At 37.4% G+C, this 26,013-nt stretch carries 21 protein-coding genes and 1 pseudogene; 21 read left to right on the top strand and 1 reads right to left on the bottom strand.

Going from position 1 to position 26,013, the window contains the following annotated elements:
• The first annotated feature begins 8 nt into the window (after positions 1 to 8).
• From OCV72_RS02275 to OCV72_RS02180, 20 genes and pseudogenes are all read left to right on the top strand, one after another.
• Complete coding sequence (locus OCV72_RS02275) at positions 9 to 896, top strand: hypothetical protein (RefSeq protein WP_055281620.1); 888 nt, start codon at positions 9 to 11, stop codon at positions 894 to 896.
• A 32-nt stretch (positions 897 to 928) separates the two neighbouring features.
• Entirely contained in the window at positions 929 to 1,927 is a 999-nt protein-coding gene (locus OCV72_RS02270; protein ID WP_172677193.1) for a DUF2142 domain-containing protein, read from the top strand.
• A 29-nt stretch (positions 1,928 to 1,956) separates the two neighbouring features.
• Entirely contained in the window at positions 1,957 to 2,733 is a 777-nt protein-coding gene (locus tag OCV72_RS02265) for an ABC transporter permease (RefSeq protein ID WP_055281616.1), read from the top strand.
• A gap of 14 nt (positions 2,734 to 2,747) precedes the next feature.
• Positions 2,748 to 3,482 carry an ABC transporter ATP-binding protein gene (locus tag OCV72_RS02260; protein WP_055281614.1) on the top strand — a complete coding sequence of 245 codons (735 nt, stop codon included), beginning with the start codon at positions 2,748 to 2,750 and terminating at the stop codon, positions 3,480 to 3,482.
• Between the two features lie 16 nt (positions 3,483 to 3,498).
• A complete protein-coding gene (locus OCV72_RS02255) occupies positions 3,499 to 4,101 on the top strand; it encodes a hypothetical protein (RefSeq protein WP_055281612.1) in 603 nt (200 codons plus the stop codon).
• Positions 4,102 to 4,113: 12 nt separating this feature from the next.
• Positions 4,114 to 5,781 carry a glycosyltransferase family 2 protein gene (locus OCV72_RS02250; RefSeq protein ID WP_055281610.1) on the top strand — a complete coding sequence of 556 codons (1,668 nt, stop codon included), beginning with the start codon at positions 4,114 to 4,116 and terminating at the stop codon, positions 5,779 to 5,781.
• Positions 5,782 to 5,797: 16 nt separating this feature from the next.
• The gene (locus OCV72_RS02245) at positions 5,798 to 7,975 is read left to right on the top strand and encodes a glycosyltransferase (RefSeq protein WP_055281607.1); all 2,178 of its coding nucleotides are present in this window, start codon (positions 5,798 to 5,800) and stop codon (positions 7,973 to 7,975) included.
• Positions 7,976 to 7,998: 23 nt separating this feature from the next.
• Complete coding sequence (locus tag OCV72_RS02240; RefSeq protein ID WP_055281604.1) at positions 7,999 to 9,474, top strand: glycosyltransferase family 2 protein; 1,476 nt, start codon at positions 7,999 to 8,001, stop codon at positions 9,472 to 9,474.
• An 18-nt stretch (positions 9,475 to 9,492) separates the two neighbouring features.
• Complete coding sequence (locus OCV72_RS02235) at positions 9,493 to 10,821, top strand: glycosyltransferase family protein (RefSeq protein ID WP_055281602.1); 1,329 nt, start codon at positions 9,493 to 9,495, stop codon at positions 10,819 to 10,821.
• A 26-nt stretch (positions 10,822 to 10,847) separates the two neighbouring features.
• A complete protein-coding gene (locus OCV72_RS02230) occupies positions 10,848 to 12,074 on the top strand; it encodes a glycosyltransferase family 2 protein (protein ID WP_172677192.1) in 1,227 nt (408 codons plus the stop codon).
• Between the two features lie 13 nt (positions 12,075 to 12,087).
• Entirely contained in the window at positions 12,088 to 13,272 is a 1,185-nt protein-coding gene (locus tag OCV72_RS02225) for a MerR family transcriptional regulator (protein WP_055281598.1), read from the top strand.
• Positions 13,273 to 13,361: 89 nt separating this feature from the next.
• A pseudogene (locus tag OCV72_RS16730) lies at positions 13,362 to 14,748 on the top strand (AAA family ATPase).
• 245 nt (positions 14,749 to 14,993) lie between these two features.
• Positions 14,994 to 16,295 carry a DUF262 domain-containing protein gene (locus tag OCV72_RS02215; RefSeq protein ID WP_055281596.1) on the top strand — a complete coding sequence of 434 codons (1,302 nt, stop codon included), beginning with the start codon at positions 14,994 to 14,996 and terminating at the stop codon, positions 16,293 to 16,295.
• Positions 16,264 to 17,370 (top strand): AAA family ATPase, encoded by a 1,107-nt coding sequence (locus OCV72_RS02210; RefSeq protein ID WP_055281594.1) that lies wholly within the window; start codon positions 16,264 to 16,266, stop codon positions 17,368 to 17,370. The genes OCV72_RS02215 and OCV72_RS02210 overlap by 32 nt, the downstream gene beginning before the upstream one ends.
• Positions 17,371 to 17,381: 11 nt before the next feature.
• On the top strand, positions 17,382 to 18,332 hold the full coding sequence (locus OCV72_RS02205) for a hypothetical protein (protein ID WP_055281592.1): 951 nt from the start codon (positions 17,382 to 17,384) through the stop codon (positions 18,330 to 18,332).
• 187 nt (positions 18,333 to 18,519) lie between these two features.
• Positions 18,520 to 19,416 (top strand): glucose-1-phosphate thymidylyltransferase RfbA, encoded by an 897-nt coding sequence (rfbA, locus tag OCV72_RS02200; protein WP_028087015.1) that lies wholly within the window; start codon positions 18,520 to 18,522, stop codon positions 19,414 to 19,416.
• A 41-nt stretch (positions 19,417 to 19,457) separates the two neighbouring features.
• Positions 19,458 to 20,486, top strand: coding sequence for a dTDP-glucose 4,6-dehydratase (gene rfbB / locus OCV72_RS02195; RefSeq protein WP_028087014.1), 1,029 nt, complete (start codon positions 19,458 to 19,460; stop codon positions 20,484 to 20,486).
• A gap of 2 nt (positions 20,487 to 20,488) precedes the next feature.
• Positions 20,489 to 21,430, top strand: a complete 942-nt coding sequence (gene rfbD / locus OCV72_RS02190) for a dTDP-4-dehydrorhamnose reductase (RefSeq protein WP_055213658.1) — start codon at positions 20,489 to 20,491, stop codon at positions 21,428 to 21,430.
• A gap of 91 nt (positions 21,431 to 21,521) precedes the next feature.
• Positions 21,522 to 22,130, top strand: a complete 609-nt coding sequence (gene rfbC, locus OCV72_RS02185) for a dTDP-4-dehydrorhamnose 3,5-epimerase (RefSeq protein ID WP_028087012.1) — start codon at positions 21,522 to 21,524, stop codon at positions 22,128 to 22,130.
• Between the two features lie 8 nt (positions 22,131 to 22,138).
• Positions 22,139 to 23,374 carry an O-antigen ligase family protein gene (locus OCV72_RS02180; protein ID WP_055281590.1) on the top strand — a complete coding sequence of 412 codons (1,236 nt, stop codon included), beginning with the start codon at positions 22,139 to 22,141 and terminating at the stop codon, positions 23,372 to 23,374.
• A 23-nt stretch (positions 23,375 to 23,397) separates the two neighbouring features.
• Here OCV72_RS02180 and OCV72_RS02175 read toward each other — a convergent pair whose 3' ends face one another.
• Positions 23,398 to 24,378: a glycosyltransferase family 2 protein gene (locus OCV72_RS02175; protein ID WP_055281588.1), complete on the bottom strand. Its 981-nt coding sequence runs from the start codon at positions 24,376 to 24,378 to the stop codon at positions 23,398 to 23,400.
• 221 nt (positions 24,379 to 24,599) lie between these two features.
• Here OCV72_RS02175 and OCV72_RS02170 point away from each other — a divergent pair, with 221 nt between their 5' ends.
• Positions 24,600 to 26,003 (top strand): undecaprenyl-phosphate glucose phosphotransferase, encoded by a 1,404-nt coding sequence (locus OCV72_RS02170; RefSeq protein ID WP_055281587.1) that lies wholly within the window; start codon positions 24,600 to 24,602, stop codon positions 26,001 to 26,003.
• The last annotated feature ends 10 nt before the right edge of the window (positions 26,004 to 26,013 follow it).

Raw genomic sequence — 26,013 nt, 5'->3', positions numbered from 1 at the left:
AAATGTAAATGAAAGAGTATTGGAAGAAAAAAGGTAAGTTGTTGATTATCGCGTGTATAGCGGTGATAGCCGGATTTATCGTAATGGGAGCATATGCGGGAATACATTATACAAAAGCAGGCGATAATAAAGGTAAGACAGAAATCGGCAATGAGAATGTATTGATTAAGGGAGATATAAAAAGACGTAACGGGAAGTATTATATCGGGAAAAAAGGTGGAGAGATGTTAATAAAACTCCACAAAGAATACGTAAATAAATTATCGTATGAATATACTTCGGAATACTTTTCAAAAGCACATCTAAGAATACGCAAACAGAATATATATGGTGCTTATAAAGATATGCATATAGAAGATGAATATATGAAAGATATGCCACGTTCTGTTGTGAATGTAGGCGGAAAAGTAGCAGAGATTGAAATAAAGTTTGAAAAATCGGAAAATGAAGTTGTGATTAATCATTTCGAAGTAGATAACACATTGAAACTGAACCCGATTTTAGGCGTGTTTACGGCTGCATGTGTGTTTGCTTTTCTGTTTATACTTTCTTTTAGAAAGGAAAATAAAAGACATCCGGCAATTACATTCTTTGTATGCAGTTTTGTGGCAGGCATCTGTCTGATGTTGCTGGAGCCGATATATGTAACAGGATTTGATGAACAGATACATTATTTGAACGCACATTGGATCGGGTGTACGAAATATGAAGAACCGTCTACTCAGGTTGAAGATTATTATTACGGATATCCATGGGAAATCAATACGACGACCATTAGTGCAAACGAGTCGATCGAAGAGCGAATGGATTTCTTTAGAGTCATGAATGATAAGACAAGATATACGGGAGTGATGACTGATAAGTATGAATTCAAACTTAGTAGTGAGGATACCTGAATCAGGCATTTCTGCTAAAAATCGGTCAAATTTTGCATTTGCCATTTTATTTCCAATGGTTATTAGGAAAGCTTGGAAATTTATTGCTTTATGCAGTGGTTATGAGCTTTGCGATAGCGATTCTTCCAATAGGAAAACGTTTGCTGATGGTAATCGGTATGATGCCGGAACTGATCTTCCAGGGAACGGTATATACATATGATATATGGGTGGTTGCATTCCTGGTATTGGGCAGCAGTATACTGATCAGAGAACATGTGAATAAGACGGAAAAGTTTGAGTATAAGTGGAGAATATTAATGATAGCATGCTTTGTTCTGGGATGTCTTCCGAAAGCAGTGTATGCACCATTGATACTGAGCGGTCTGTTCCTTGGAAAAGACAAGTTCTATTCAAAGAGGGATGAATATATCTTTAAAGGTGGTATTATAATAGCATTTTTAGCGTTGATGGCTTCATTTGTATTGCCGGCACTGAATCCATCCAATGATATGTCAGATTCCAGGGGAAGCAAAACGGATAGTGGACAACAGATGAAATATATTCTGGGGCAGCCAATTGCATATGCAATTGTGTGGTTGAAGAATGTATTGAAAACTTTCCAGGAATACATCATGGGAGGTTCAGCTTTTACAAGTTTTGGCTATTTAGGCGGAGGCAGTCTGTCGACATGTTGTGCAGCACTGGTGGTAGGAACAACACTGACAGACACTTATGGAGATGGAAAAAGTAAAGAAAGAGTACTGGACATTAAGACGAAGTGTATATTTGCAATAGAGATGATTCTGGTAATAGGTCTGGTATGGACGGCATTGTATATATCATTTACGGAGGCGGGTATTGAAGAAATACTAGGAACACAGGCAAGGTATTATTATCCGTTTATATTTATATTTTATCTTTGCTTCCAGACTGATAAAATAAAAAATACAATAGAACTGGAAAAATATCAGATGATGATTATGCTTGCAAGTAATTTCATCATATTCCAGCAAATGTGGGAAGTCTTACTGGTAAGAAAATGTTTGTAGTGATTTTATAAAAATAAGAGGAGCTGAATATGAAACAATATATCCAGAATTTTAAGAAATTCCAGCCACTATTGGAAGAGCTGGTTGCTAGAGATATAAAAATTAAATATCGTAGATCTGTTTTGGGAGTGTTATGGACACTCCTGAATCCATTATTGATGATGATCGTATTATCTGTTGTTTTCTCAAATCTGTTTAAATTTGATGTGGAGAATTTCCCGTTGTTTATTTTGAGTGGACAGGTAATCTTTAACTTTTTCTCTGAATCAACGACAAATGCGATGGGAGCAATTCTTGGAAATGCATCTCTGATCAGAAAGATTTATGTACCAAAATACTTATTTGTTATTTCGAGAATCTTTTCAAGCTTTATTAACCTGATGGCCTCTTTTACAGCGCTGATTCTGGTTATGGTTGCGACAAGAGCGGAATTGCACTGGACAGTAATCCTTGTTCCGATTCCATTGGTATTGTTAGTAATATTCTCTATGGGAATTGGACTGATTCTTTCGGCAATTGCTGTAAAGTTCAGAGATATCATGCATTTATACTCTGTATTCATTACAGCACTGATGTATCTGACACCGATTATTTATCCAATGTCAATTTTGCCGGCATGGCTGAAACCAATCGTAAATTTGAATCCAATTACCAATATCCTGCTGATGTTCAGAGATGTGATGTTGGATTATACAATCTTTGATGCAAAATCAATTATTATTGCGGTGATAGAAGCAGGACTTGCACTTGTAATCGGACTCAGAGTATTCTACAAAGCACAGGATGAATTTATTTTGAACATATAGGGAGCGGTGAAAATATGGAAAAACAGGCGATCATAAAAGTAGAAGATGTTTCGATGAAGTTCAATCTTTCATCTGAAAAATTCGACAGCTTTAAAGAGTATGTGATCAAAAGATTAAAAAAACAGGTGAAGTTTGATGAGTTCTGGGCATTGAAGAATGTATCATTTGAAGTATATAAAGGTGAATCACTTGGACTGATCGGACTTAATGGTAGTGGAAAAAGTACAATGTTGAAAACAATTGCAGGAGTTTTAAAACCAACGACGGGTAAAGTTGAAGTTTGCGGGACAGTTGCTCCGCTGATCGAGCTTGGTGCCGGATTTGATATGGATCTTACTGCAAGAGAAAATGTATTTTTGAATGGTGCATTGTTGGGATACGGAAGAGAAGAGATGGAAAAGCATTACGATAATATTGTGGAATTCTCAGAACTCCAGAATTTTATGGATGTTCCGGTCAAAAACTTTTCTTCAGGTATGGTGTCAAGGCTTGCGTTTGCAATTGCGACGATCGGGACACCGGACATATTGATCGTTGATGAAGTGCTTTCGGTTGGTGATTTCCGATTCCAACAGAAGTGTGAAGAGCGCATCAGAAAAATGATGGAACATGGGACAACTATTTTATTTGTATCGCATAGTATTGCACAGGTTGAAAGTTTGTGTGAGAAAATTGTATGGCTTGAACACGGGCATGTGAAAAGGTTTGGCGATGCAGATGAAATTTGTAAAGAATATAGTCAGTCATAATAGATGAGGTAATAGCATGAAAAAAAAGATTCAGGTAATAATTGCAGGGATTATTATTGTTGCAGGTTTGTTCTTATATGCACATATAGGGAAGAATAATTATATATATGACAGAGCAGTGGATACCAGCGAATATATAACAACAGGATCATTCCTGAATGAAACTGTACAGGAACGGTTCAAAAGTAATGAAGATACATTGGATGGTGTTAGGGTAAAATGCAGGATTACAGGTACACCATCAGATACGGTTATCAAATATAGTCTTACAGATGCAGAAACGCAGAAAGTAGTTGCGAATGGCGAAACGAAAGCGACGGATCTGGAAAGTGGAAAATTCTATAATTTTAAATTTGATACTGTGAAAAACTGTAAAGATAAAGAATATATTTTTTCTATCGGCACAGAAGGAGAAATTCCGGACAATGCAGTATTGTTTTGTTTTGAAAGAAAAACAGAACAAGGAACAAAGTTCTGGATCAATGATGAAGAGACAGACGGAACATTGATCATGAAAGCGGTTACGAACCGGTTTGATGTAGAGACATTTTGTGTATTATTGTTATTTATCATTTACGTAATAGCTTTTATGAAATTCTTATATAAATTATTCAAATAGTGGAGTACAAAAGTGAAAATTAAGAAAGTAATAAAGATGTTGATAAAACAGGGACCATTTGCAGTCCTTAGAGCAATAAGAGATCATTACAGAAAAAAAAGAGAAGAAGAGAAATTCAGGAACCGGGTGCGTTCACTTCATCTGATTTCGGATGGTGAGCGGGAAAATCAAAAAAACAGGAAATTTCTGGCACCGGTATCATTTAGTATTATTACACCACTGTATAATACACCAGAGAATTATCTGAGAGAATTATTGGAATCGCTGCAAAAGCAGACTTATCCAAAATGGCAGTTATGTCTGGCAGATGGAAGTGATAAGGAGCATGAATACGTAGGTGAAATATGCAGAGAATATGCTTCAAAAGACTCAAGAATCTGCTATGAGGTATTAGAAGAAAACAAAGGAATATCGGAAAATACCAATGAATGTCTGAAATTTGCAACAGGAGACTACATAGGTCTTTTGGATCATGATGATATCTTGCATGAGTCAGCATTATATGAAATGATGAAAGTAATTGAAGAGGAAAAAGCAGATTTCTTATATTCGGATGAAGTAAAGTTCTCTGGAAAAATCGAGGATGCATCAGACTTTAACTTCAAACCTGGATTTGGAAAAGATGAATTAAGAGCCCATAATTATATTTGTCATTTTACAGTATTCAAAAAATCACTTTTAGATCAGATTGGACAGGCATACAGACCGGAATTTGACGGCAGCCAGGATCATGATATGGTTTTAAGACTGACGGAAAAGGCAGAAAAGATTGTACACATTCCAAAGGTTCTGTATTACTGGAGAGTTCATCCACAGTCAGTTTCGATGAATCTGGATTCAAAAAGTTACGCGGTTGATGCGGCAATACATGCAGTCAGCGAACAGTTAGAAAGAACGAAAGAGCCGGGGAAAGTTGAAAGTAATCTTCCGTATCGGACTATTTACCGTGTACATTACGAAATTCCGGACAATGCAGGTGTGCTGCTTATTTTGCATGGAGCAGAAAAGAACACAGAATATGACAGGGCAAAAGAAAAGATTTTGGAAAAAACCACATATAAAAATATTCGTGTCGTATATGCAAATAAAGAGAACGGTACATTTGCTGATAATGTAAATAAGCAGATAGACAGTATGAAAGAAGAATACGCAGTTATGATAAATGTTCATTGTCTGCCAATGAATCCGGACTGGGTAGAAGAAATGCTGATGTTTGCACAGAGGCAAGATGTATGTGCCGTATCCCCGAAAGTATATTTTGAAAATAATCTGATTGCATACGCAGGTATTGCTTTGGATGTCAGAGATAATGCGAAAGTGAAATTCTTGTGCCAGGGGATTAACGGCGCAGAACAGGGATATGAAGCAATGTTACGGCATGTCCGTAATACTACGGCAGCATGGAAAGATTGCTGCATGATATCGAAGAATGCGTGGAGAAATCTTGGAGGATTGAAAGAAGATGTTCCGGGATACGAAATAATTGATTATTGTCTGAATGGAGAAAAACAGGGACTTTGGACTGTATGGACATGTTTTGCAGAATTTTCTTATTCCAAAGCATTGACAATTGAGGTTGATGATACAGAGATTCAGAAGTTTATTTCAAAATGGGAAAGCAGAATCAGTAAAAAAGATAATTTTTACAATCAAAATCTGGCAGAACTGGGTATTTTATAATTATTAGGAGGAAACGATGGCAGATATACGAGAGTTAACGGCGAAAACACTTCATACATTGAAAGAAGAAGGAATTATCAGTGTCGGAAGAAAAGCAAAGAGTTACGTTCATACGGCAAGAACGGTAGGAAGAGATGCAAAAGACAGAGTCTATAAAGATGTATTATTCATCAATGGTTGTGACGAAAGTGTACCTCATCCGGCGAGATACCGTGTGACACATCAGAGAGAACAGCTGGCAGCGAATAATATTTCTACAGGAGAAGTATATTATGTAAACCTGCAGTTGGATCAGGTCAGATATTATCGTACATTTGTCTTTTTCAGATGTCCATACACAGATATGATCGGTGAATTTATAAAATTAGCCAAGAAGTTGAATAAAAGAGTACTATTTGATATTGATGATCTTGTGGTTGATACAAAGTACACAGATACGATCAAATATCTTGATTCTATGTCGAAAGAAGAACGAGCTTTATACGATGATGGCGTTATGCGCATGGGCAGAACATTAAAATTATGTGATGCCGCAATTACAACGACAGAAAGACTCGCTGAAGAGTTGGGGCATTATGTACCGGAAGTATTTATTAACCGAAATACGGCCTCAGAAGAAATGTGTGCGTTATCCAAAGAAGCGTTAAAAAATAAAACCCGTAAAGATGATCATGTGGGAATCGGATATTTTAGTGGAAGCCTGACACACAACGATGATTTTGAACTTGTATTACCGGCACTGACTAAAGTAATGGAAAAATATCCACAGGTTCAGCTGCATGTGGTTGGAGAACTGGATCTTCCGGAAGCGTTACAGCAGTATAAAGCACGTGTGGTATCTCATCCGTTTGTTGACTGGAAGAAATTACCGTCGCTGATTGCGGAAGTGGATATTAATCTGGCACCGTTAGAGCAGAGCATCTTTAACGAAGCAAAATCCGAAAATAAATGGGTGGAAGCAGCACTGGTGAAAGTTCCAACGGTAGCAAGTAATGTGGGTGCATTTCAGAGAATGATCGTATCAGGAGAGACAGGAATTCTCTGTGATACAGAAGAAGAATGGGTAGAACAGTTAAGCAGACTGGTAGAAGATAAGAAAGAAAGAGACCGGATTGCAGAAAATGCGCATAAATATTGTACAAAAAAATGTGTAACTGTATATACAGGATTCCCACTGGTTAAATTTATAAAAAAATACACGACACCAAATATTGCATTTATACTGCCTTCTCTGAATATCAGTGGCGGAATTATGGTGGCACTGTGGCATGCTGTTATGCTTCAGGATGCGGGAATGGATGTCACACTTTTTAATGTAGATAATTCAATTCAATGGTGTACGTTTAAAGAGCATCAGATACCAGTAATGAGTCAGGATCTTAGACTGGTAGAAGGAAGAATTGACAAAGCTGTTGCGACTATGTGGACGACGGTTGCATTTCTTGAAAATTATCAGAATATCGAAAAGAGATATTATCTGGTACAGAATTTTGAAACGGATTTCTATGAGCCGGGAGTTCCGCTCAGGGTATTTGCAAATCAGAGTTATATCCCGAAGGTGCCAATCCAGTATCTTACCATTTCAAAGTGGTGTGAAGACTGGTTAAGAGACGATTATGAACAGATTGCCAGATATGCACCAAATGGAATTGAAAAAGCAAACTTCCCACACCATAAACGTGAGATGAACGGAAAGATCCGTATTCTGATCGAGGGAGATTGCGGAGTAGAGTACAAAAATGTTGACGAAAGTTTCAAAATCACAAATGAACTCGATAAAGAAAAGTATGAGATATGGTATATGTCTTATAATGCAGAACCAAAAGACTGGTATCGTGTAGATAAATTCCTTCATAAGGTACCGTTTGATCAGGTGGCTGATGTATATAATCAGTGTGATATTCTGTTAAAGACAAGCTACCTGGAAAGTTTTTCATATCCGCCGTTAGAAATGATGGCAACAGGTGGATATGCAGTGGTTGTTCCGAATGATGGAAATAAAGAATATCTGGTAGATGGTGAAAACTGCCTGCTTTATCCACTTGGCAAGATTGAAAAAGGAATTGCCGCAATTGAAAGAATCTGTACAGACAAAGGATTACAGGAGCACCTGTATGAAGGTGGTATCAAAACTGCACAGTCAAGAGACTGGGAAAGTATCCGCAAAGAAATCGTAGCTTTATACGAAGATTAATGAAAGTAAAGGAACGATTATAAATGAGTAAGATTGACATCTTAAAAAGGTATTATCATTATTATGGAATGAAAATGTTATTATTAAAGCTTTTCAGAAATCATTCTGCAGAAAATTTCGATTATGATTCATGGCTGAAAAAAAATGCGATTACTGAAGCAGAACTGGAAAAGCAAAAAAAATATGAATTCGCTTATAATCCTAAAATAAGTATAATCGTTCCGACTTATGAAACACCGGAAATGTTTTTAAGAGAGATGATTGAGTCGGTACAGCAGCAAACATATTCAAACTGGGAGTTATGTATTGCGGATGGAAGTGTATCTGATCAGGTAATGCAGGTGATACAGGCATATGCAAAGGCAGATAAAAGGATAATTGTAAAGAAGTTAACGAAAAATAAAGGAATTGCGGATAATACCAATGCTGCAATCGCAATAGCGTCAGGAGAATATATTGCATTGCTGGATCATGATGATCTTCTGGCACCAGATGCACTGTTTGAAGTAGTGCGGTGTGTAAATGATAATGAAAAGGCAGATGTTATTTACAGTGATGAAGATAAAATTACTGCCGACAGTGCAAGAAGATTTGAACCTCATTTTAAAACGGATTTTAATATTGAATTGTTAAGATCCAATAATTATATTTGTCATCTGTTTGTTGTAAAAAGATTGATTGTAGAAGAGATAGGTGGATTCCGGAATGATTTTGATGGAGCACAGGATTATGACTTGATCTTGCGGTGCATAGAAAAGGCAGAGGGGATATATCATATTCCTAAGATATTGTATCATTGGCGAGTACATCAAAGTTCAACAGCAGAGAATCCGGAAAGTAAATTGTATGCATATGATGCGGGAAAGCGTGCGATAGAAGAACATCTTAAACGTGTTGACAGACCTGGAAAAGTACGGGAATTGTATTATCGTGGCTTTTATCATGTAACATATAAAGTGAAAGAGAAAACAGGAGTTACTGTCTGCTTTGTAGGTAACAATAAAACAGATGTGAAAAAATGCATGAAATCAATAAAAAAAACAGCCGGAAAAGTGAAATGCCAGTTCATAGAAGTAAAATCTATAAAAGAAGTAAAAGAAGAACAAATCAGATATGAATATGTTTTATTTGTAGATTCTTCTATCAGAATGATCAGCAAAAACTGGATGCGAGAAATGATCGGTATCTGTCAGTTCCCGGAAAATGGAGTGGTTGGAATCCAATTGATAAATAAAAAGAATCAGACAATATACCATAATGGGTTCTTAAAAGGACAAAAAGGGTATGCATTTCAGGGACAGCCTGTAGAAGCGGTTGGTTATTTTCATAGAGATGAATTGACACAATGTGTAGATGGTGTTACCGATAAGTTCATGATGATGAAAACGGAGCAGTTGTCAACAGAACTTTTGAAAAAATATGAAAAAGATATCATTGTTGAAAAAGTGAATGGAAATTTTGTTGTAGATCCTCAGATTAAAGCATATTTTAACATATAAAAAGTATGGAGATGAGAAATGAAGAACTTTTTAAGTAAAATAAAAACGGAAAGAGTATATGTGTTTTTAATACTGTTATTTGGAATGATTTCTGTTTTTGTGACATTTCCTTTGGGAAATGGAGATGAAGGGTATCATTTAAGTAAAAGTTATAATATATTTTCGATGAATCATCCAAAATCAATGAAGAAGACAGTCGTACGTCAACTGGAATATCAGGCAATAGGATTAGACGGGGATATGAAAGATTTTGATGTTGAGACTTTTTATATAAAAAAGTTAAAAGATGTAGAAAAAGATAGTTTCTGTTTTAATATAGCTTATGATCGAAATATTACAATGCAAATAGATATCGCACATATACCGGCAGCAATTGGAGTTATGGTGGGAAGGGTGATATATCCTAGTTATGGCATTATGTTGTTGTGCTCAAGAATCAGTTCACTGCTCTTTTTTGCATTATGTATGGGTGCGATTATAAAAAAGAGTACCGTGGGGAAATGGACATTGTTTATGTTATTTTCTATACCTTGCATTCAAAAACTGGCAAGTCCTAGTTATGACGTGTTTTCTTATGTTGTTTTTGCAATGTATAGTATGAATATTTTTGAACTGGCAAAGCTGCGAACAATAAAAGAGATAAGTAAACAAAAATTATTATATACGCTTATTACAATTATATTACTACTGTTCTGCAAGAAAAATTATTTATTTGCATTAGCCGTTATTCCGTTTCTGCCGATATTTTTCTTGAGAATCCTTGAATGGTTAGATAACAAAAAGATGTCTGTGAAAATAGTAATTTTCGTGACGGGAATTATAGTGATGCTTGTTTTGCTTGTTGGATTAAATTACTATTTGAATTTATTTAGCTTATTTAAGGCATTTATGAAAAGTTATTTTAATATGGCAACAATGGGAGACAGGGGAAAATCTTTATTTTCAGTTGTACCGACAATTCTTCCGGAAATCTTCAATTTGCTTTGGATAGTCAGTACTTTCTTGATAGTACTGGGTGAAAATGCTTATAATTGGAATCGTTGGTTTACTTATGGGGGTCTTTTAGCATATCTGGTTAATTGGATGGGTATTTTTACTGGTTTCTATCTGATAATGGGGAAAACTTCAGATATGATAAATGAGTTGGATGGAAGGTATTTACATCCGTATATGTTATATTTTGTTCCGGCTTTACAAAGATTTAGTAAAAGAAATAAAATAAAAGTAAATTCAACTACAATTGCAGCATTAGCTATAATAACAGTTGTAATTATTTATTCAGTATATCTTTTCACTTGTTTTTATAGAGGTTTTATTTTAAATATTACAGCAACATGGGTGAGTTAAGAAGTGTGACCGAGAGGGGAGAAAAAATGACACCAAAAGTGAGTATAATCCTGGCAAATTATAATGAAGAAAAATATATTGCAGAAGCTATAGAGAGTGTAATAAATCAGACATATAGAAACTGGGAATTGATTATTGTTGATGATGCGTCAACGGACCGGTCACAGGAAATTATCAATAGCTATAAAGATTCGAGAATAAAAACCATATTTTGTAAAAAGAACAACCATGTTGCATATGCTTCAAATCTTGGTATTGATATGGCAATAGGTGAATACATTGCAAAGATTGACAGTGATGATGTATGGGAAGCGGAAAAACTAGAAAAACAAGTTTTATTTATGGAAGAACATACAGAATATGGAGTGTGTTTTTCAAAAGTGAATATCATTGATGAAGAGTCGGAAGAAGCAAATACGAAATTCAGCGATATTTTTGAATTGTTTAATAAAGTAAAAAACCGGTCACAGGAGGAATGGATAAAATATTTTTTGAAAAATGGAAATTGTCTCTGCAATGCATCTGCGGTAATCAGAAAAGCAGCGTTGCAATGTGTCGGCGGTCACTATAACCTTGCATTTGTAGGAGCGGAAGATTATGAATTGTGGATGCGGCTGGTTATAAAATTTCCGATTTATGTAATGAATGAAAGACTTGTGCGATATAGATGGGAAGAAGCGGTAGGAAAGATAAGTGGTTTTTCATTAGGAAAAATTTATGCGACATTTAATTTACAGACAATGGTGAAGAGCAAGATGTTTGATTATATGTCGGATGAAGAGTTTGAAAAGTTTTTTAGAAATGAATTCGTTAATAATGCGGCAGATACGAAAGAAGAAATTGAGTGTGAAAAAGCTGCATTTATGCTGAGATGTACAGGAAAAGATGTTAATTTCCTGGGATTAATGCAATATGAAAGACTTTTGGAACAGCCGGGGATATTGGAAGTTTTGCAGGAAAAACAAGGTTTTTCATTGCCTGAATTTTATAAAGAATTGCGGGTGAGAAATTTCGGGATTCCGGGGGAACTGGAAGCCAAAGATGTAACAATTGAAGAATTGCAAAGGGTAGTACAGCGAAAAGAAAAGGAAATTAATCAGAGAGAGCAGCAAAAGCTTATATTAGAAAAAAACATAGAAGATAGGGATAATAAGATAAAAGAGTTGGAAGCAATCATAGAAGACTATGAAAATTCGACTTCCTGGAAACTGACAAAACCATTAAGAAAAATTGGAACAATAGTAAAAAAGTAAGAAGGAATGAAAGTTGAAAAAACCAGGCTACTATTCATCCGGTGAATTTGCCCGCATGGCCCACGTGACCCTGCGGACAATTCGCTATTATGACAAACAGAATATATTAAAACCATCTTACGTCACAGAAGCAGGAGCAAGATTTTACACAGATGAAGACTTCGCCAGATTGCAGCAGATATTACTTTTGAAATATCTGGGATTTTCGCTGGACGATATCCGTGATATGACGATCGATGATGCAGACTATCACTTCATGCTCAATTCTCTTAACATTCAGTTGAAATTAGTCCGTGACCGCATCGAACAGATGCAGCTGGTGGAACAGGCAATTCAGGATACGTCGGATCTGATACAGAAAGAACATTCCATCGACTGGAGCCAGATGTTGAATCTAATCCATCTGACCGGCATGGAGAAGAGTATGAAGAACCAGTATCAGGATGCGTCGAACATTTCCGCAAGAATCAATCTACATAGCCTGTATTCGCAGAATACGAAAGGATGGTTTCCATGGATTTTCGAACAACTGGAATTAAAGCCGGGAATGAAGGTTCTGGAGCTGGGATGTGGAGATGGTACACTCTGGAACGTGGACAGGGATAAGATTCCGGAACAGACGGAGATCGTAGTATCAGATATATCGGATGGAATGTTAAGAGATGCAAGGCGTACGATCGGTGCAGACGACAGCAGGTTCAGATTCCGTGTATTTGATGCGGGAAGAATCCCATATGATAAGGATGCATTTGATCTTGTAATTGCCAATCATGTGTTGTTTTATTGCGAAGATATCCCGAAAGTCTGTAAAGAAGTAAAACGTGTATTGAAGCCGGGAGGAAGATTTGTCTGCAGTACATATGGCAATGATCATATGAGAGAAGTGAGTGAACTGGTACAGAAGTTCGATGACCGGATCGTACTGGCAGCAAAGAATCTGTACGAGCGTTTTGGAAAAGAGAACGGAGAAGAGATTCTTAAGAAGGATTTTGAAAAGATAGAGTGGAGGCGGTATGAGGATTCGCTTATCGTGCCGGAACCGGAGCCATTGATTTCTTATATCTTGTCGTGCCATGGAAATCAGGGACAGTATATTCTGGATCATTACAAGGAGTTCCAGTCTTATGTGCGTAAGAAGACGGAAGGCGGGTTCCACATTACGAAAGATGCAGGGATTTTTGTTGGGTATAATGGTTGAGAATAATAAAAATGTTGTGTATAATAAAATAAATGTATGCATTAATAAATGCGCTTTTTGAAATGTGGCAAGAAAGTGAGCATGAATAAATGAATAACAGGGAAAAATTGCCGGTAGGTGTGGAGAACTTTGAAAAACTAATCAAAGAAAATTTTATTATGTAGACAAGACGACAATCATTGCGGCACTTCTTAAAAGCTGGGCAAAGGTAAATGTTTTCACCCGCCCAAGACGCTTCGGAAAAAGCCTGAATATGAACATGCTCCAACCCTTTTTTGAAATCGGAAGTGACAAATCCGTCTTTGAAGGATTAAAGATTTCTGAAGAAAAAGAATTATGCGATAAATATATGGGAAAGTTTCCAGTGATTTCTATAAGCTTAAAAGGAATCGAAGGACAGAACTTTCAGACAGCCAGAGAAGCAATGCAGTATGTGGTTGGGAGTGAAATCAGAAGATTCTCTTTTCTGACAGAAAGTGAGAAACTGGATGCCGGTGAAAGAAAAATGTATGACAGTATGGTACGCATAGACAAGGGGCGTTTCCTGGCAGAAGAAGAAAATGTTGCCGGTGAGTTTGCTTGTATTGTCTGAACTGCTTGCAAAGCATTACGGTAAAGAAGTGATCATTTTGATTGATGAATACGATGTGCCATTAGATAAAGCTTTCCAGTATGGTTATTATGATGAGATGGTAATGCTAATCCGTGGATTATTTGGTAATACATTAAAGACGAATTCGAACTTGTTCTTTGCGGTGCTGACAGGCTGTCTTCGTGTTTCGAAAGAGAGTATATTTACGGGACTCAATAATTTTAATATTTATTCAATTACCAATGTAGAATTTGATGAATATTTCGGATTTACAGATACGGAAGTAAAAGAAATGTTGTCATACTATGGAATTAAGGAATGTTAGGATACCGTGAAAGAATGGTATGACGGATACCAGTTCGGTGAAACGGATGTATACTGTCCGTGGGATGTGATCAATTATTGCAAGAATCGTTGTGCGGATATCAATGCACTGCCGGAAGACTATTGGTCGAATACCAGTGGAAACGCTATGGTACGGTGTTTTATTGATAAGGCGGATTACTGGACGAAAAATGAGATTGAGCAGCTGATCGCCGGAGAATTGATTATAAAGGAGATTCGTCAGGATCTGACTTATAATGAATTAGATAGTTCACTAGAAAATCTGTGGAGCGTTCTTTTACAACCGGGTATCTGAACTTGGATACAGTGATATCCTGATTGAGATCCCGAAAGGCCGCACAGGTGTGGCTGTCGAGATGAAGTATGCGGAAGATGGTGATCTGGAGCGGGCATGCACAGAAGCATTGCAGCAGATTGAAGAAAAGGATTATATGGCAAGACTGAAGCAGGACGGTATGCGGCAGTTTATAAAATACGGAATTGCATGTTATAAGAAGGATTGTAAAGTTATGATTGGAGATGATTCTGATAATACTTAAGAGCGGTTTCCATGCAGGCTGCAGGAGATGATTCCCATCCACCGATAATCTGAACCCATTGGGTCGTATATGTTATTAAACTCCAGTAATATGGACGGATGGGATTGTCATGTATATGTTTTGTGAGGGATATTTTGATTGCGTATTCAGATTCCATTTTACAATAATCCTTTGAGGAAGTATAATAATTAAAGGTTAAGCTATTAGTTGTTGAATATTATATGCACGGAAACGGGAGAGTATACATGTTTAGCGAAAAAGAAAAAAAGGACTTAGATTTGTTGGTGGAAATTGGTGAAAAACAGTCAGGAAAGATAAGTTCTATGCTTGTGAGCAATTACTGGGTAGAATTATCATCTGAAAAGCAGACAGAGGAGATGTACAATCGGATAAAAGCTTATCTAAGTAAGATGAATATAGAAGTTATCGATGATGTTCAGGAACAGGATGCAGAAGTTGAAAATGATGAACAGACAATACCGATGATCCGTCCGTTTGATCCAAGTAAGATTGATATCGATATGAAGACAATGGAATTATCAAGTTTGATTAAGCGCTTACAATATAAAGAGATTGATATGAATACGGATTTTCAGAGAAAGGGTGGATTGTGGACGGACATTCAAAAAAGTCAGTTAATAGAGTCTTTGTTTTTAAGAATACCTATTCCGGCTTTTTATTTTGATGGTGGAATTGTTGATTCGTGGCTGATTATAGATGGACTTCAAAGACTTACGGCATTGAAAGAGTTTGTGATTGATAAGACGCTGAAGCTTACTGGACTGGAATTCTTCAGTGACTTGAATGGATTGACATTTTCAGAACTTCCGAGAGCGTTTGTAAGACGTATTGAAGAGACGAATATTGTCGCTTATATTGTAAAAAGTGGAACTCCGGTAAATGTGAAATATAATATATTTAAAAGAATTAATACAGGCGGACTGGAATTAAAACCACAGGAAATAAGGCATGCATTATATCAGGGGAATGCAACAAAGATATGTAAAAAATTTGCAAAGATACAGGAATTTTTATCTGCAACCACCTTTAGCATAAAAGAAGACCGGATGATGGATCAGGAATTTGTTCTTAGATTTATAGCGGTTTGCTATTATGGAATTGAAAAATATGAAGGAGTACCGGATAATTATCTGAATGGAGCAATGGAATTTCTGAATTCCAAAGAATGTGTGGATGAAGAACTGATGGAGCAGCAGTTCATACGTGTGATGAGATATTCCAGAATTATCATGGGAAAATATGCATTTCGAAAATTAGGGGAGAATGGAATGCGCCGCCCGATTAATAAAGCAATTTATGAAGCATGGTGCAGAAGTATGTTTGTGTTAAATGATTCGGAATTAAAAAAATTAGCAGAAGAAAAGAAAGAAGTATATAAAAGATTTATGAAACTTTGTAATGATGAGGTGTTTTTGCAGATTATTAAAGCAAGTGATAAAAAATCCTTTTTATTTCGGTTTACAAGAATTGAGAATTTATTGAGAGGAGTCTTAGATGATACAAAGAATAGAAGCATCGAATTTTAAATGTTTCAAAGATATTTCGTTGGAGATGTCTAATTTGAATTTACTGTCGGGAATAAACAGTATGGGGAAGTCTACGATAATACAGATGCTGTTGTTGTTAAGACAGTCGTATGAACAGAATGCTTTGGAAAAGGGCATTTATCTGAATGGAAAATATACAAATCTTGGTGTGGGAAAAGATGTATTATATACAGAGGCAGAAGAGAATCGCATAAAAATGAAAATAAGCGATGAAAGTACGATGCTGTCGGCAGAATATGATTATAATGGTATGGCAGATTTTCTGAAATTATTAGAAAATATAGACATAAATATGGTTAAAGATATGAATTTGTTTGGAAGTGGATTTAACTATATTGCGGCGGATCGTCTGGGACCACAAAGTAGTTATGAAAAATCATATTACGAAGTCTGGGAACAGGAACAAATCGGAAATCATGGAGAGTATGCGGTACACTATTTACAGACGCACGAGTCAGAAGAAGTTGAAAATAAAAATATTCTTTATGATGAGGAACCGAGTAGACGACTTCAAAGACAGGTAGAATGTTGGCTGGGGGAGATTACGCCGGGTGTGTCTCTTCGAATGGAAGATTATGGACATAGCAACAGAATTGGTCTTATGGTGCATCAGGAAGGAAATATAGGAGCAGACTACTTTACTGCGCAGAATGTTGGTTTTGGTATTTCTTATGTATTACCAATTGTGCTGGCACTTGTGAAGGCGAAAAAGGGAGAATTAATCATTCTGGAGAATCCGGAAGCGCATTTACATCCAAGCGGACAGAGAAAAATGGGAGAACTGATCGCCAGAGCAGCACAGGGAGGTGTGCAGGTTATTGTAGAAACGCATAGTGATCATATTTTGAATGGAATACGTTTGTGTGCAAAACATAATATGATTGATCCGGATATAGTGCGTCTATATTATTTTTCCAGAAAAAAAGCCGATACAGAAGAATACAGTTCTATCCCAGTTATTGATAATCCGGTCTTATATAAAGATGGAAGACTGAGCTTCTGGCCGGAAGGGTTCTTTGATGAATGGGACAGGGCAATTGATGAATTGTTCTAGAGGATACAAGTATGCAAATGATAATAAATGACTTGTCTGCAAAATTTCCGGTAGATACAATATCCGAGGGCAGACAGATTATGGATAGCTTTTTGAATACATATTCGAAAGTGAAGAAAATAATTATAAATGACTCTGTGCTTATGGATCAGAATTATTGTTCTTTTGAATTGGCAAAAAATTACAGAATAGAACAGTGGAGAAATGATCCGGTTGTAGATATGGAAACAAAGAGAAGATTCCGAGCGTTATTAAATAAATCCGTGATATATGATCCTTCGGAGGTTGAATTGGAAAGCGAATTCGATCTAGAAATTCAAGGGAAGAAATATATATCAAAGGGATGTCTGCGGGCATATGAAACAGAGGGCGTGACGATTAGTTTTTTGAGTGATGACTATTGGGAAACCCCTGAGATTAGTGGATATTATGTGACATTTAATGAGAAGGACGAGTTAAAGGAAGAACATGTACAGGTCCCGAATGTATCGTGTCAGAAGAATGTAGAGCCTTTTGAAGAAAAGTACAAGGAAAAAAGGAAAGAGTGGCGTGCAGAGATCCGGTCAGCACAAGATGTTTTGAAATGTAAAGAGACTAGATTTCCGAATTTAATCTTTTGTGAAAATGCGATAAATGGATGTTATAAGAATGTAGGTGTTGCAGAAGCGGGACAAGTGTATAAACGCCTGTTGGAATTACAGGTGGCAGCTGAAAAAATGGGAAACCAATTTGACAAGAGGCTTTTACCTAAAGCTTCACCGGAAACACCGCTAACATTAGAACAATATGAGACGGAACATACTTTTTTGTTACCGGAAGGAAATGCACAACTGTTTTCATGGCATACAAGGTTTACTGGAGGATATGCCGGAAGAATATTTTTTTATCCGGATACAACACAAAAGAAGATGTATATAGGGCATATAGGACATAAGCTGCCAACCAAAAAGTATCCACATTAGAGATGAATACCAGAAGTAATTCTTAAGAACTTCTTAAATATTACAGGAAAGTTACAAAAAAATAAAAAAAGTACTTGAAGGTGACCTAAGGTCACCTTTTATAATCTAATTAACACGGAACATGGAGACTAGAATAGAAAGTAAAGAACTTGATAACCTATTTATACAAAACGAGGAGGTTCCTGAAATGAAAGGAATTATTTTAGCAGGTGGTTCAGGCACACGTCTGTATCCATTAACAATGGTAACATCAAAGCAGTTATTGCCAATCTATGACAAGCCGATGATCTATTATCCAATGTCAGTGCTGATGAACGCAGGTATCCGTGATATCCTGATCATCTCAACACCACAGGATACACCAAGATTCCAAGAACTGTTGGGAGATGGACATCAGTTTGGTGTGAATCTGTCTTATGCAGTACAGCCAAGCCCGGACGGACTTGCTCAGGCATTTATCATCGGAGAAGAATTCATCGGTGATGATACAGTAGCAATGGTTCTCGGAGATAACATTTTTGCAGGTCATGGACTGAATAAACGTCTGAAAGCTGCTGTTGAGAATGCAGAGACCGGAAAGGGAGCTACTGTATTTGGATATTATGTAGATGATCCGGAACGTTTCGGTATCGTAGAATTTGATCACGAGGGAAAAGCTATTTCCATCGAAGAAAAACCGGCACAGCCAAAGAGCAACTACTGTGTAACAGGATTGTATTTCTATGACAACAATGTTGTGAAGTATGCAAAAGAGTTAAAGCCAAGTGCACGTGGAGAACTGGAGATCACAGATCTGAACCGTGTATATCTTGAAAAAGGTGATCTGAATGTAGAACTTCTCGGACAGGGATTCACATGGCTGGATACAGGTACACACGAAAGCCTTGTAGATGCAACCAACTTCGTGAAGACGGTTGAGACACATCAGCACCGTAAGATCGCATGCCTGGAAGAGATCGCATACCTGAACGGATGGATCAGTAAGGACGAGGTAATGGAAGTATATGAAGTCCTGAAGAAGAACCAGTATGGACAGTACTTAAAAGATGTCCTGGATGGAAAATATAAAGAAAATCTGTACTAAAATCTATACTAAGAAATGATAAAAAAAGGAGAAAGCAAAAAATGACAATTATTGTAACCGGAGGAGCCGGATTTATCGGAAGTAACTTTGTATTTCATATGTTAAACAAATACCCGGACTATCGCATCGTTTGTCTGGACTGCCTGACATATGCAGGTAACTTATCTACACTGGAGCCTGTAATGGACAATCCGAATTTCCGTTTTGTAAAAGAAAGCATTACAGACCGTGAAGCAGTGTACAAATTATTCGAAGAAGAGAAACCGGACATGGTTGTAAACTTCGCAGCAGAAAGCCACGTAGACCGTTCTATCGAGAACCCGGAAGTATTCCTGGACACAAATATCAAAGGTACTGCTGTACTGATGGATGCCTGCAGAAAGTATGGTATCAAACGTTACCATCAGGTATCTACAGATGAAGTATACGGCGATCTGCCGCTTGACAGACCAGACCTGTTCTTCACAGAGGAGACACCGATCCACACAAGCAGCCCATACAGCTCATCTAAGGCAGCAGCAGACCTGTTAGTTCTTGCTTATCACAGAACATACGGACTGCCGGTATCTATCAGCAGATGTTCCAATAACTACGGACCATATCACTTCCCGGAGAAACTGATCCCGCTGATGATCGCCAATGCACTGAATGACAAGCCGCTTCCGGTATACGGAGAAGGATTAAATGTACGTGACTGGTTATATGTAGAAGATCACTGTAAAGCAATCGACCTGATCATCCATAACGGAAGAGTCGGAGAAGTATACAACGTAGGCGGACACAATGAGAAGACAAACATCGAGATCGTTAAGATCATCTGTAAAGAGCTTGGAAAACCGGAAAGTCTGATCACTCACGTTGCAGACCGTAAGGGACATGATATGCGTTATGCGATCGATCCTACAAAGATCCACAACGAACTTGGATGGCTTCCGGAGACCAAATTCGAAGATGGTATTAAGAAGACGATTAAATGGTATCTTGAAAATAAGGAATGGTGGGAGACGATCATTTCCGGAGAATACCAGAACTATTATGAGAAAATGTATGCTCACCGGGAGGAGATTTAAGAATGAAAGTATTAGTGACAGGTGTTGGCGGACAGCTTGGTCATGACGTGATGAACGAACTGGCATCCCGTGGTTATGAGGGAATTGGTTCTGACATCAAAGAAACATACAGCGGAATCCAGGATGGTACAGCGGTAACAACAATGCCATATGTGCCGATGGATATCACAGATGCATCTTCTGTAGAAAAAGTTCTGACAGATGCAAAACCGGATGTAGTGGTACACTGTGCTGCATGGACGGCCGTAGATCTTGCAGAAGACGAAGATAAGAAAGACATCGTAAAAGCGGTCAATGCAACAGGAACAAAGAACATTGCAGATGTATGTAAAAAGTTAGACTGTAAGATGGTATACATCAGTACAGACTATGTATTTGACGGACAGGGAGAGAAAGCCTGGGAACCTGACTGCAAGGATTACAAACCACTGAATGTATATGGAGAGACAAAACTTGCCGGAGAGCTTGCCGTATCTGAGACTCTGGATAAGTACTTCATCGTACGTATCGCGTGGGTATTCGGAAAGAACGGTAAGAACTTTATCAAGACAATGCTCAATGTAGCAAAGACACACGATACATTGAAAGTTGTAAATGACCAGATCGGAACACCAACCTATACATTTGACCTTGCAAGACTTCTCGTTGACATGATCGAGACTGACAAATATGGTTACTATCATGCAACAAATGAAGGCGGATATATCAGCTGGTATGATTTTACAAAGGAAATCTTCCGCCAGGCAGCAGAGCTTGGCCATGACGAATACGGCGAAGACAAGGTGACGGTTCTGCCGGTAACAACAGAAGAGTACGGTGTATCCAAAGCAGCAAGACCTTTCAACAGCAGACTGGACAAGAGTAAACTTGTGGAAAATGGATTTACTCCACTTCCGACATGGCAGGATGCGCTTGGAAGATACTTGAAAGAAATCGAATTCTAAATTTTATATAGGTGAAGAATAATCTCAGCCACATGACGTGGCTGGGATTAACTCACGTATAAATCATTTAAAACAATAAGGAGACGTAATAATGGGACAGATTAAAGTAGAAAAAAACGCAGGCGGTATCCAGGGACTCTGTGTAATTGAACCAACAGTACATGGTGACGCAAGAGGATACTTTATGGAGACATATAACCAGAAAGATATGGAAGAAGCAGGACTTACAATGCAGTTCGTTCAGGACAACCAGTCAAGTTCTACAAAGGGAGTCTTAAGAGGATTACATTTCCAGAAAGAATTTCCACAGGGAAAACTGGTACGTGTCGTAAAAGGTTCTGTATTTGACGTGGCAGTAGACTTAAGAAGTGACAGTGAGACATACGGAAAATGGTTCGGTGTAGAACTGACAGAAGAAAATAAGAAACAGTTCTATATTCCGGAAGGATTCGCACACGGCTTCCTGGTATTAAGTGATCTTGCCGAGTTCTGCTACAAGTGTACAGACTTCTATCATCCGGGAGACGAAGGTGGTCTTGCATGGAACGATCCTGAGATCGGTATTGAGTGGCCGACACTGACAGGAGAGTATAAAGGAACAGCATCCGGGGAAGGTTATGCGCTGGAAGACGGCACTGCACTGAACTTAAGTGATAAGGATCAGCTGTGGGTTGGACTGAAAGATACGTTCCATTTTTAGGATAAACTATGAATAAGTTATCAAAATTACTGAATGTTGTGATTTATCTGTGCATCATAAGTTATGCACTTCCAACGGGAGTAATGAAGGGCATACCAATTCAGAAAATATTGGTATGCCTGTTGATTATTCTAGGAGGAATATGCCTGGTTTTACAAAGAAAAAGCCTTGAGATTATAAAAAGTGCGAAGCTGGAGATTACTTTAGGTGTTTTGGGATTGTTGGCATGTATAGTCAGTTACATTCTTGGAAATGAATGGAGCATAAAATTTACGGGATTATTTTATATCTCGGTAATTGTGTTTGTAGAATTGTATTTTCTGGTCAGATATGAATTGGCTGAACCGGAAAAGATTGTAGAATGTATCCTTTATATGATGCTTTTGAAGATTCTGGGAAAAATAATCATAGAAATCGTCTTTGTATGTAAGTTGATAGAATATGAGGCTGTAATAGAATTTTATCTAAACATGTTTGGAACGGAAGCATCGACGATGACAATGCATTTGGGCAGATTATTGCTGATCCGTGTGCAGACTTCATCCGATATTATAGTTGTAACACTGATGCCGTTTTACTGGATGATGGAGAAATATAAAAAAAGCATCAGAAGTCTGCTGTTTATATTGAGCGGGATTTATACATTGATTGTATTTTCGAGAGTTTTGATGGTTGAATTCTGCTGCTTTGCGTTTGTTGCAGTGTTATATTATTGGAAAAAAATTCCGAAGAAGGTAAGATGCATCGGGTTGATTCTGGTGCTTGCTTCGTCGGTATTATGGTTGAAGCCTGTGATACAAATGATAGAATTCCGGTTCTTTTCTTCATTTGCTGCGGAATCAGATGATGTCAGGCAGATACAAATGAGAGAACTGATAAACGGAGTGAAGGAGTCACCGGTATTCGGGCATGGATTTGGAAGTTACATAAGTGATTATACAAGAAGCGGATCGATACCGTTTTCATATGAAATAGAATATCTGTCATTTTGTTACCAGATGGGAATTTTAGGATTTGTAGTTTTTGTCGGAGGAGTTCTCCTGATATACATAAGAAAAATCGTAAAGTATGCCAGAAAAAATATCTGGGTCATTAAAGTATTTACTTTGATTGGACTGGGCTGGTTTGTGATAAGACCTGCATTTAATCCTGCATTTCTCGGACTACAGAATGGATTTCAGATGATCGGATTATTGATGATCAATATGTATTTTAATAAAAAGCAGGAACCGTATCAAAAGTAAAATGATACGGTTCCTGTTTTTTTCTATTTTTTGAATAATTTTCGTCTAAACCAGTCTCTGGCATAAGAAAGAGTATGAAGAATCAGTTCAAACTCGATCAAAATATAGTTAGGCAGGTGCCGCAGCTTAAAAGCAACTTTTTTCTGTTCCCGGGCATGGGAAAGCCCTTCTTTTATTCCGCAGGCATAGTCTTTACCGAACCCCTTATGCATGAAAAACAGATATTTGACAACACAGCCGAGAAAAAGAGGAATAAAGTTCAAAACCAGCTGTAAGAAAGGCATGTTTTTGTAATTCAGGTAAATATTGTTGCGGGCAGATAATTTAACCTTGAAAGAGTTATATTTTGAACCGCTTGTACCGCTTCCTACATGGTAGACAAGTGCTGTGGGACAGTATGTATTTTTGTAGCCGTAAATTTTGGCACGGTATCCGACATCGATATCTTCAAGGTATGCAAAATGGTTTTCATCAAATAAGCCGATTTTTGAAAAAGCATTTCGACGGTAGATGGCTGCCCCGGCGCATGCGGTAAATATCTGATCTGCTTTTGTGTAATTGGAGACAGGACGTCCGGTTCCGCGGCACACGCCCCAACCCATTAAGGTATAAAGATCACCGGCGCTGTCGATCAGTTCTGGATGATACATCTGGATCATCTTACTGCTGACAGAAAAGATGCGCGGAGATTTTTCAATCGCTTTGATCATTTCTTCTACATAGTGTGTATCAACGGTCGTATCATTATTGAGCAATATCACATAAGGTGTAGTGGAATGTTCGATTCCGACATTGACCGCTTTACTGAAACCGTAATTTTTCTTTAAGGAGATAACTTCTATATCTGGGTAGTGCTCACTCATATATTCCAGACTTCCATCAGAAGATGCGTTGTCAACCACTAATACTTTGAAATCCCTGCAGGTCTGTTCTGATAATGACTGGAGGCAGGGCTCCATAAAATGTTTCCCGTTATAGTTTGGGATGATAATTGTTACTTTCATAGTTTGAGAAATACTCCGATCTCTATTTTCTGCTTTGTGTCTATTATAGCAAAAAAAAGAAGAGGGTGCTATATGAAGATTGGGTAAAATAATTTTTTAAATATATTTCAAAATTATTAATAAAGTATTAAGAAAAACTGTGGTATAATGGGTTGCCGTAAGGAAAAAATTATTGTAAGATAAAACGTAATGTAAAATTAGATAAATATGGGTGAGGAACATTGATAAAGGATAATCAAAAGTTATTAAACAGATTACATGTAGTAATAGATGCAGTCGTAATTGTATTTTCATATATTGCATCGTGGTACCTGAGATTTAAAAGCGGGATTTTTGAATTGGATCCATGGTTTTTATCATTGCAGGAATATGCAAAAGTGTTGATTATAATTGTGCCGGGATATCTGGTCTTATATTATGGATTCCAGTTATATACACCAAAACGTGTGCAGGGACGCAGACTGGAAGCATGGCATATCATTCAGGCGAATGTAATTGGTCTGATGGCATTTATTTTACTGTTATATGTGTGGAAGCAGCCTGATTTTTCAAGGGGAATGATTTTTGTATTTTTCCTGGTGAATGTATTTTTAGAGGTTGTTGTAAGAAATATTATCCGTGAAGTGCTGCGGGATATGCGGAAGCAGGGATATAACCAGAAGCACATTCTGCTGATCGGATATAGCCGTGCGGCGGAACAGTATATTGACAGAATTAAAGCAAATCCGGAATGGGGATATATCGTGAGAGGAATTCTTGCGGATAATGTACCAAGAGGAACAGAGTATAAAGGAATTAGGGTACTTGGAAGAATCGATAATCTTATGATTGTTCTTCCGGAAAATAAACTGGATGAGATAGCAATCACTCTCGGGTTGGCAGAATATCATAAATTAGAAAAGATTGTAGGTATGTGTGAAAAATCTGGTGTCCATACAAAGTTTATACCGGATTATAATAATATCATTCCGACAAAACCATATACGGAAGATTTGGTAGGACTTCCGGTAATTAATATAAGAAGAGTGCCGCTTAGCAATATGCTGAATGCATTTGTAAAAAGGGCAATGGATATTTTTGGAGCATTGGTTGCGCTTACATTATTTTCACCGGTCATGCTGGTAATAACAATTATTATAAAAGTGACATCTCCGGGACCACTGATCTTCAAACAGGAAAGGATCGGTCTGCAGAATAAACCATTCTATATGTATAAATTCCGGTCTATGGTTGTACAGGATGCATCAAAAGAAAAGAATGGATGGACGGTAAAGAACGATCCGCGTGTTACGCCGGTAGGAAAGTTTATAAGAAAAACAAGCATTGACGAATTACCGCAGCTGATCAATATCCTGAAAGGGGATATGAGTCTGATCGGCCCGAGACCGGAAAGGCCTCAGTTTGTAGAAAAATTCAAAGAAGAGATCCCAAGATATATGATCAAACATCAGGTGCGGCCGGGACTTACCGGATGGGCACAGGTGAATGGACTACGTGGTGATACATCGATTCAAAAGAGAATCGAGTATGATTTATATTATATTGAAAATTGGACATTGGGATTTGATATAAAAATATTATTTCTGACATTTTTCAAAGGTTTTATTAATAAGAATGCTTATTAGCTTCTAAAGG

Source organism: Dorea amylophila (assembly GCF_025567265.1).
Lineage (GTDB): Bacteria > Bacillota > Clostridia > Lachnospirales > Lachnospiraceae > Dorea_A > Dorea_A amylophila.
Note: the sequence above shows the minus strand (reverse complement) of the source record. Positions and strands in the feature narration are given on the sequence as shown.

What these genes read in the sequence shown, in the direction of transcription:
- OCV72_RS02275 (WP_055281620.1), top strand. Translation starts at nt 9, where the DNA reads ATGAAAGAGTATTGGAAGAAAAAAGGTAAGTTGTTGATTATCGCGTGT.
- OCV72_RS02265 (WP_055281616.1), top strand. Translation starts at nt 1,957, where the DNA reads ATGAAACAATATATCCAGAATTTTAAGAAATTCCAGCCACTATTGGAA.
- OCV72_RS02260 (WP_055281614.1), top strand. Translation starts at nt 2,748, where the DNA reads ATGGAAAAACAGGCGATCATAAAAGTAGAAGATGTTTCGATGAAGTTC.
- OCV72_RS02255 (WP_055281612.1), top strand. Translation starts at nt 3,499, where the DNA reads ATGAAAAAAAAGATTCAGGTAATAATTGCAGGGATTATTATTGTTGCA.
- OCV72_RS02245 (WP_055281607.1), top strand. Translation starts at nt 5,798, where the DNA reads ATGGCAGATATACGAGAGTTAACGGCGAAAACACTTCATACATTGAAA.
- OCV72_RS02240 (WP_055281604.1), top strand. Translation starts at nt 7,999, where the DNA reads ATGAGTAAGATTGACATCTTAAAAAGGTATTATCATTATTATGGAATG.
- OCV72_RS02235 (WP_055281602.1), top strand. Translation starts at nt 9,493, where the DNA reads ATGAAGAACTTTTTAAGTAAAATAAAAACGGAAAGAGTATATGTGTTT.
- OCV72_RS02230 (WP_172677192.1), top strand. Translation starts at nt 10,848, where the DNA reads ATGACACCAAAAGTGAGTATAATCCTGGCAAATTATAATGAAGAAAAA.
- OCV72_RS02215 (WP_055281596.1), top strand. Translation starts at nt 14,994, where the DNA reads ATGTTTAGCGAAAAAGAAAAAAAGGACTTAGATTTGTTGGTGGAAATT.
- OCV72_RS02210 (WP_055281594.1), top strand. Translation starts at nt 16,264, where the DNA reads ATGATACAAAGAATAGAAGCATCGAATTTTAAATGTTTCAAAGATATT.
- OCV72_RS02205 (WP_055281592.1), top strand. Translation starts at nt 17,382, where the DNA reads ATGCAAATGATAATAAATGACTTGTCTGCAAAATTTCCGGTAGATACA.
- rfbA (WP_028087015.1), top strand. Translation starts at nt 18,520, where the DNA reads ATGAAAGGAATTATTTTAGCAGGTGGTTCAGGCACACGTCTGTATCCA.
- rfbB (WP_028087014.1), top strand. Translation starts at nt 19,458, where the DNA reads ATGACAATTATTGTAACCGGAGGAGCCGGATTTATCGGAAGTAACTTT.
- rfbD (WP_055213658.1), top strand. Translation starts at nt 20,489, where the DNA reads ATGAAAGTATTAGTGACAGGTGTTGGCGGACAGCTTGGTCATGACGTG.
- rfbC (WP_028087012.1), top strand. Translation starts at nt 21,522, where the DNA reads ATGGGACAGATTAAAGTAGAAAAAAACGCAGGCGGTATCCAGGGACTC.
- OCV72_RS02180 (WP_055281590.1), top strand. Translation starts at nt 22,139, where the DNA reads ATGAATAAGTTATCAAAATTACTGAATGTTGTGATTTATCTGTGCATC.
- OCV72_RS02175 (WP_055281588.1), bottom strand. Translation starts at nt 24,378, where the DNA reads ATGAAAGTAACAATTATCATCCCAAACTATAACGGGAAACATTTTATG.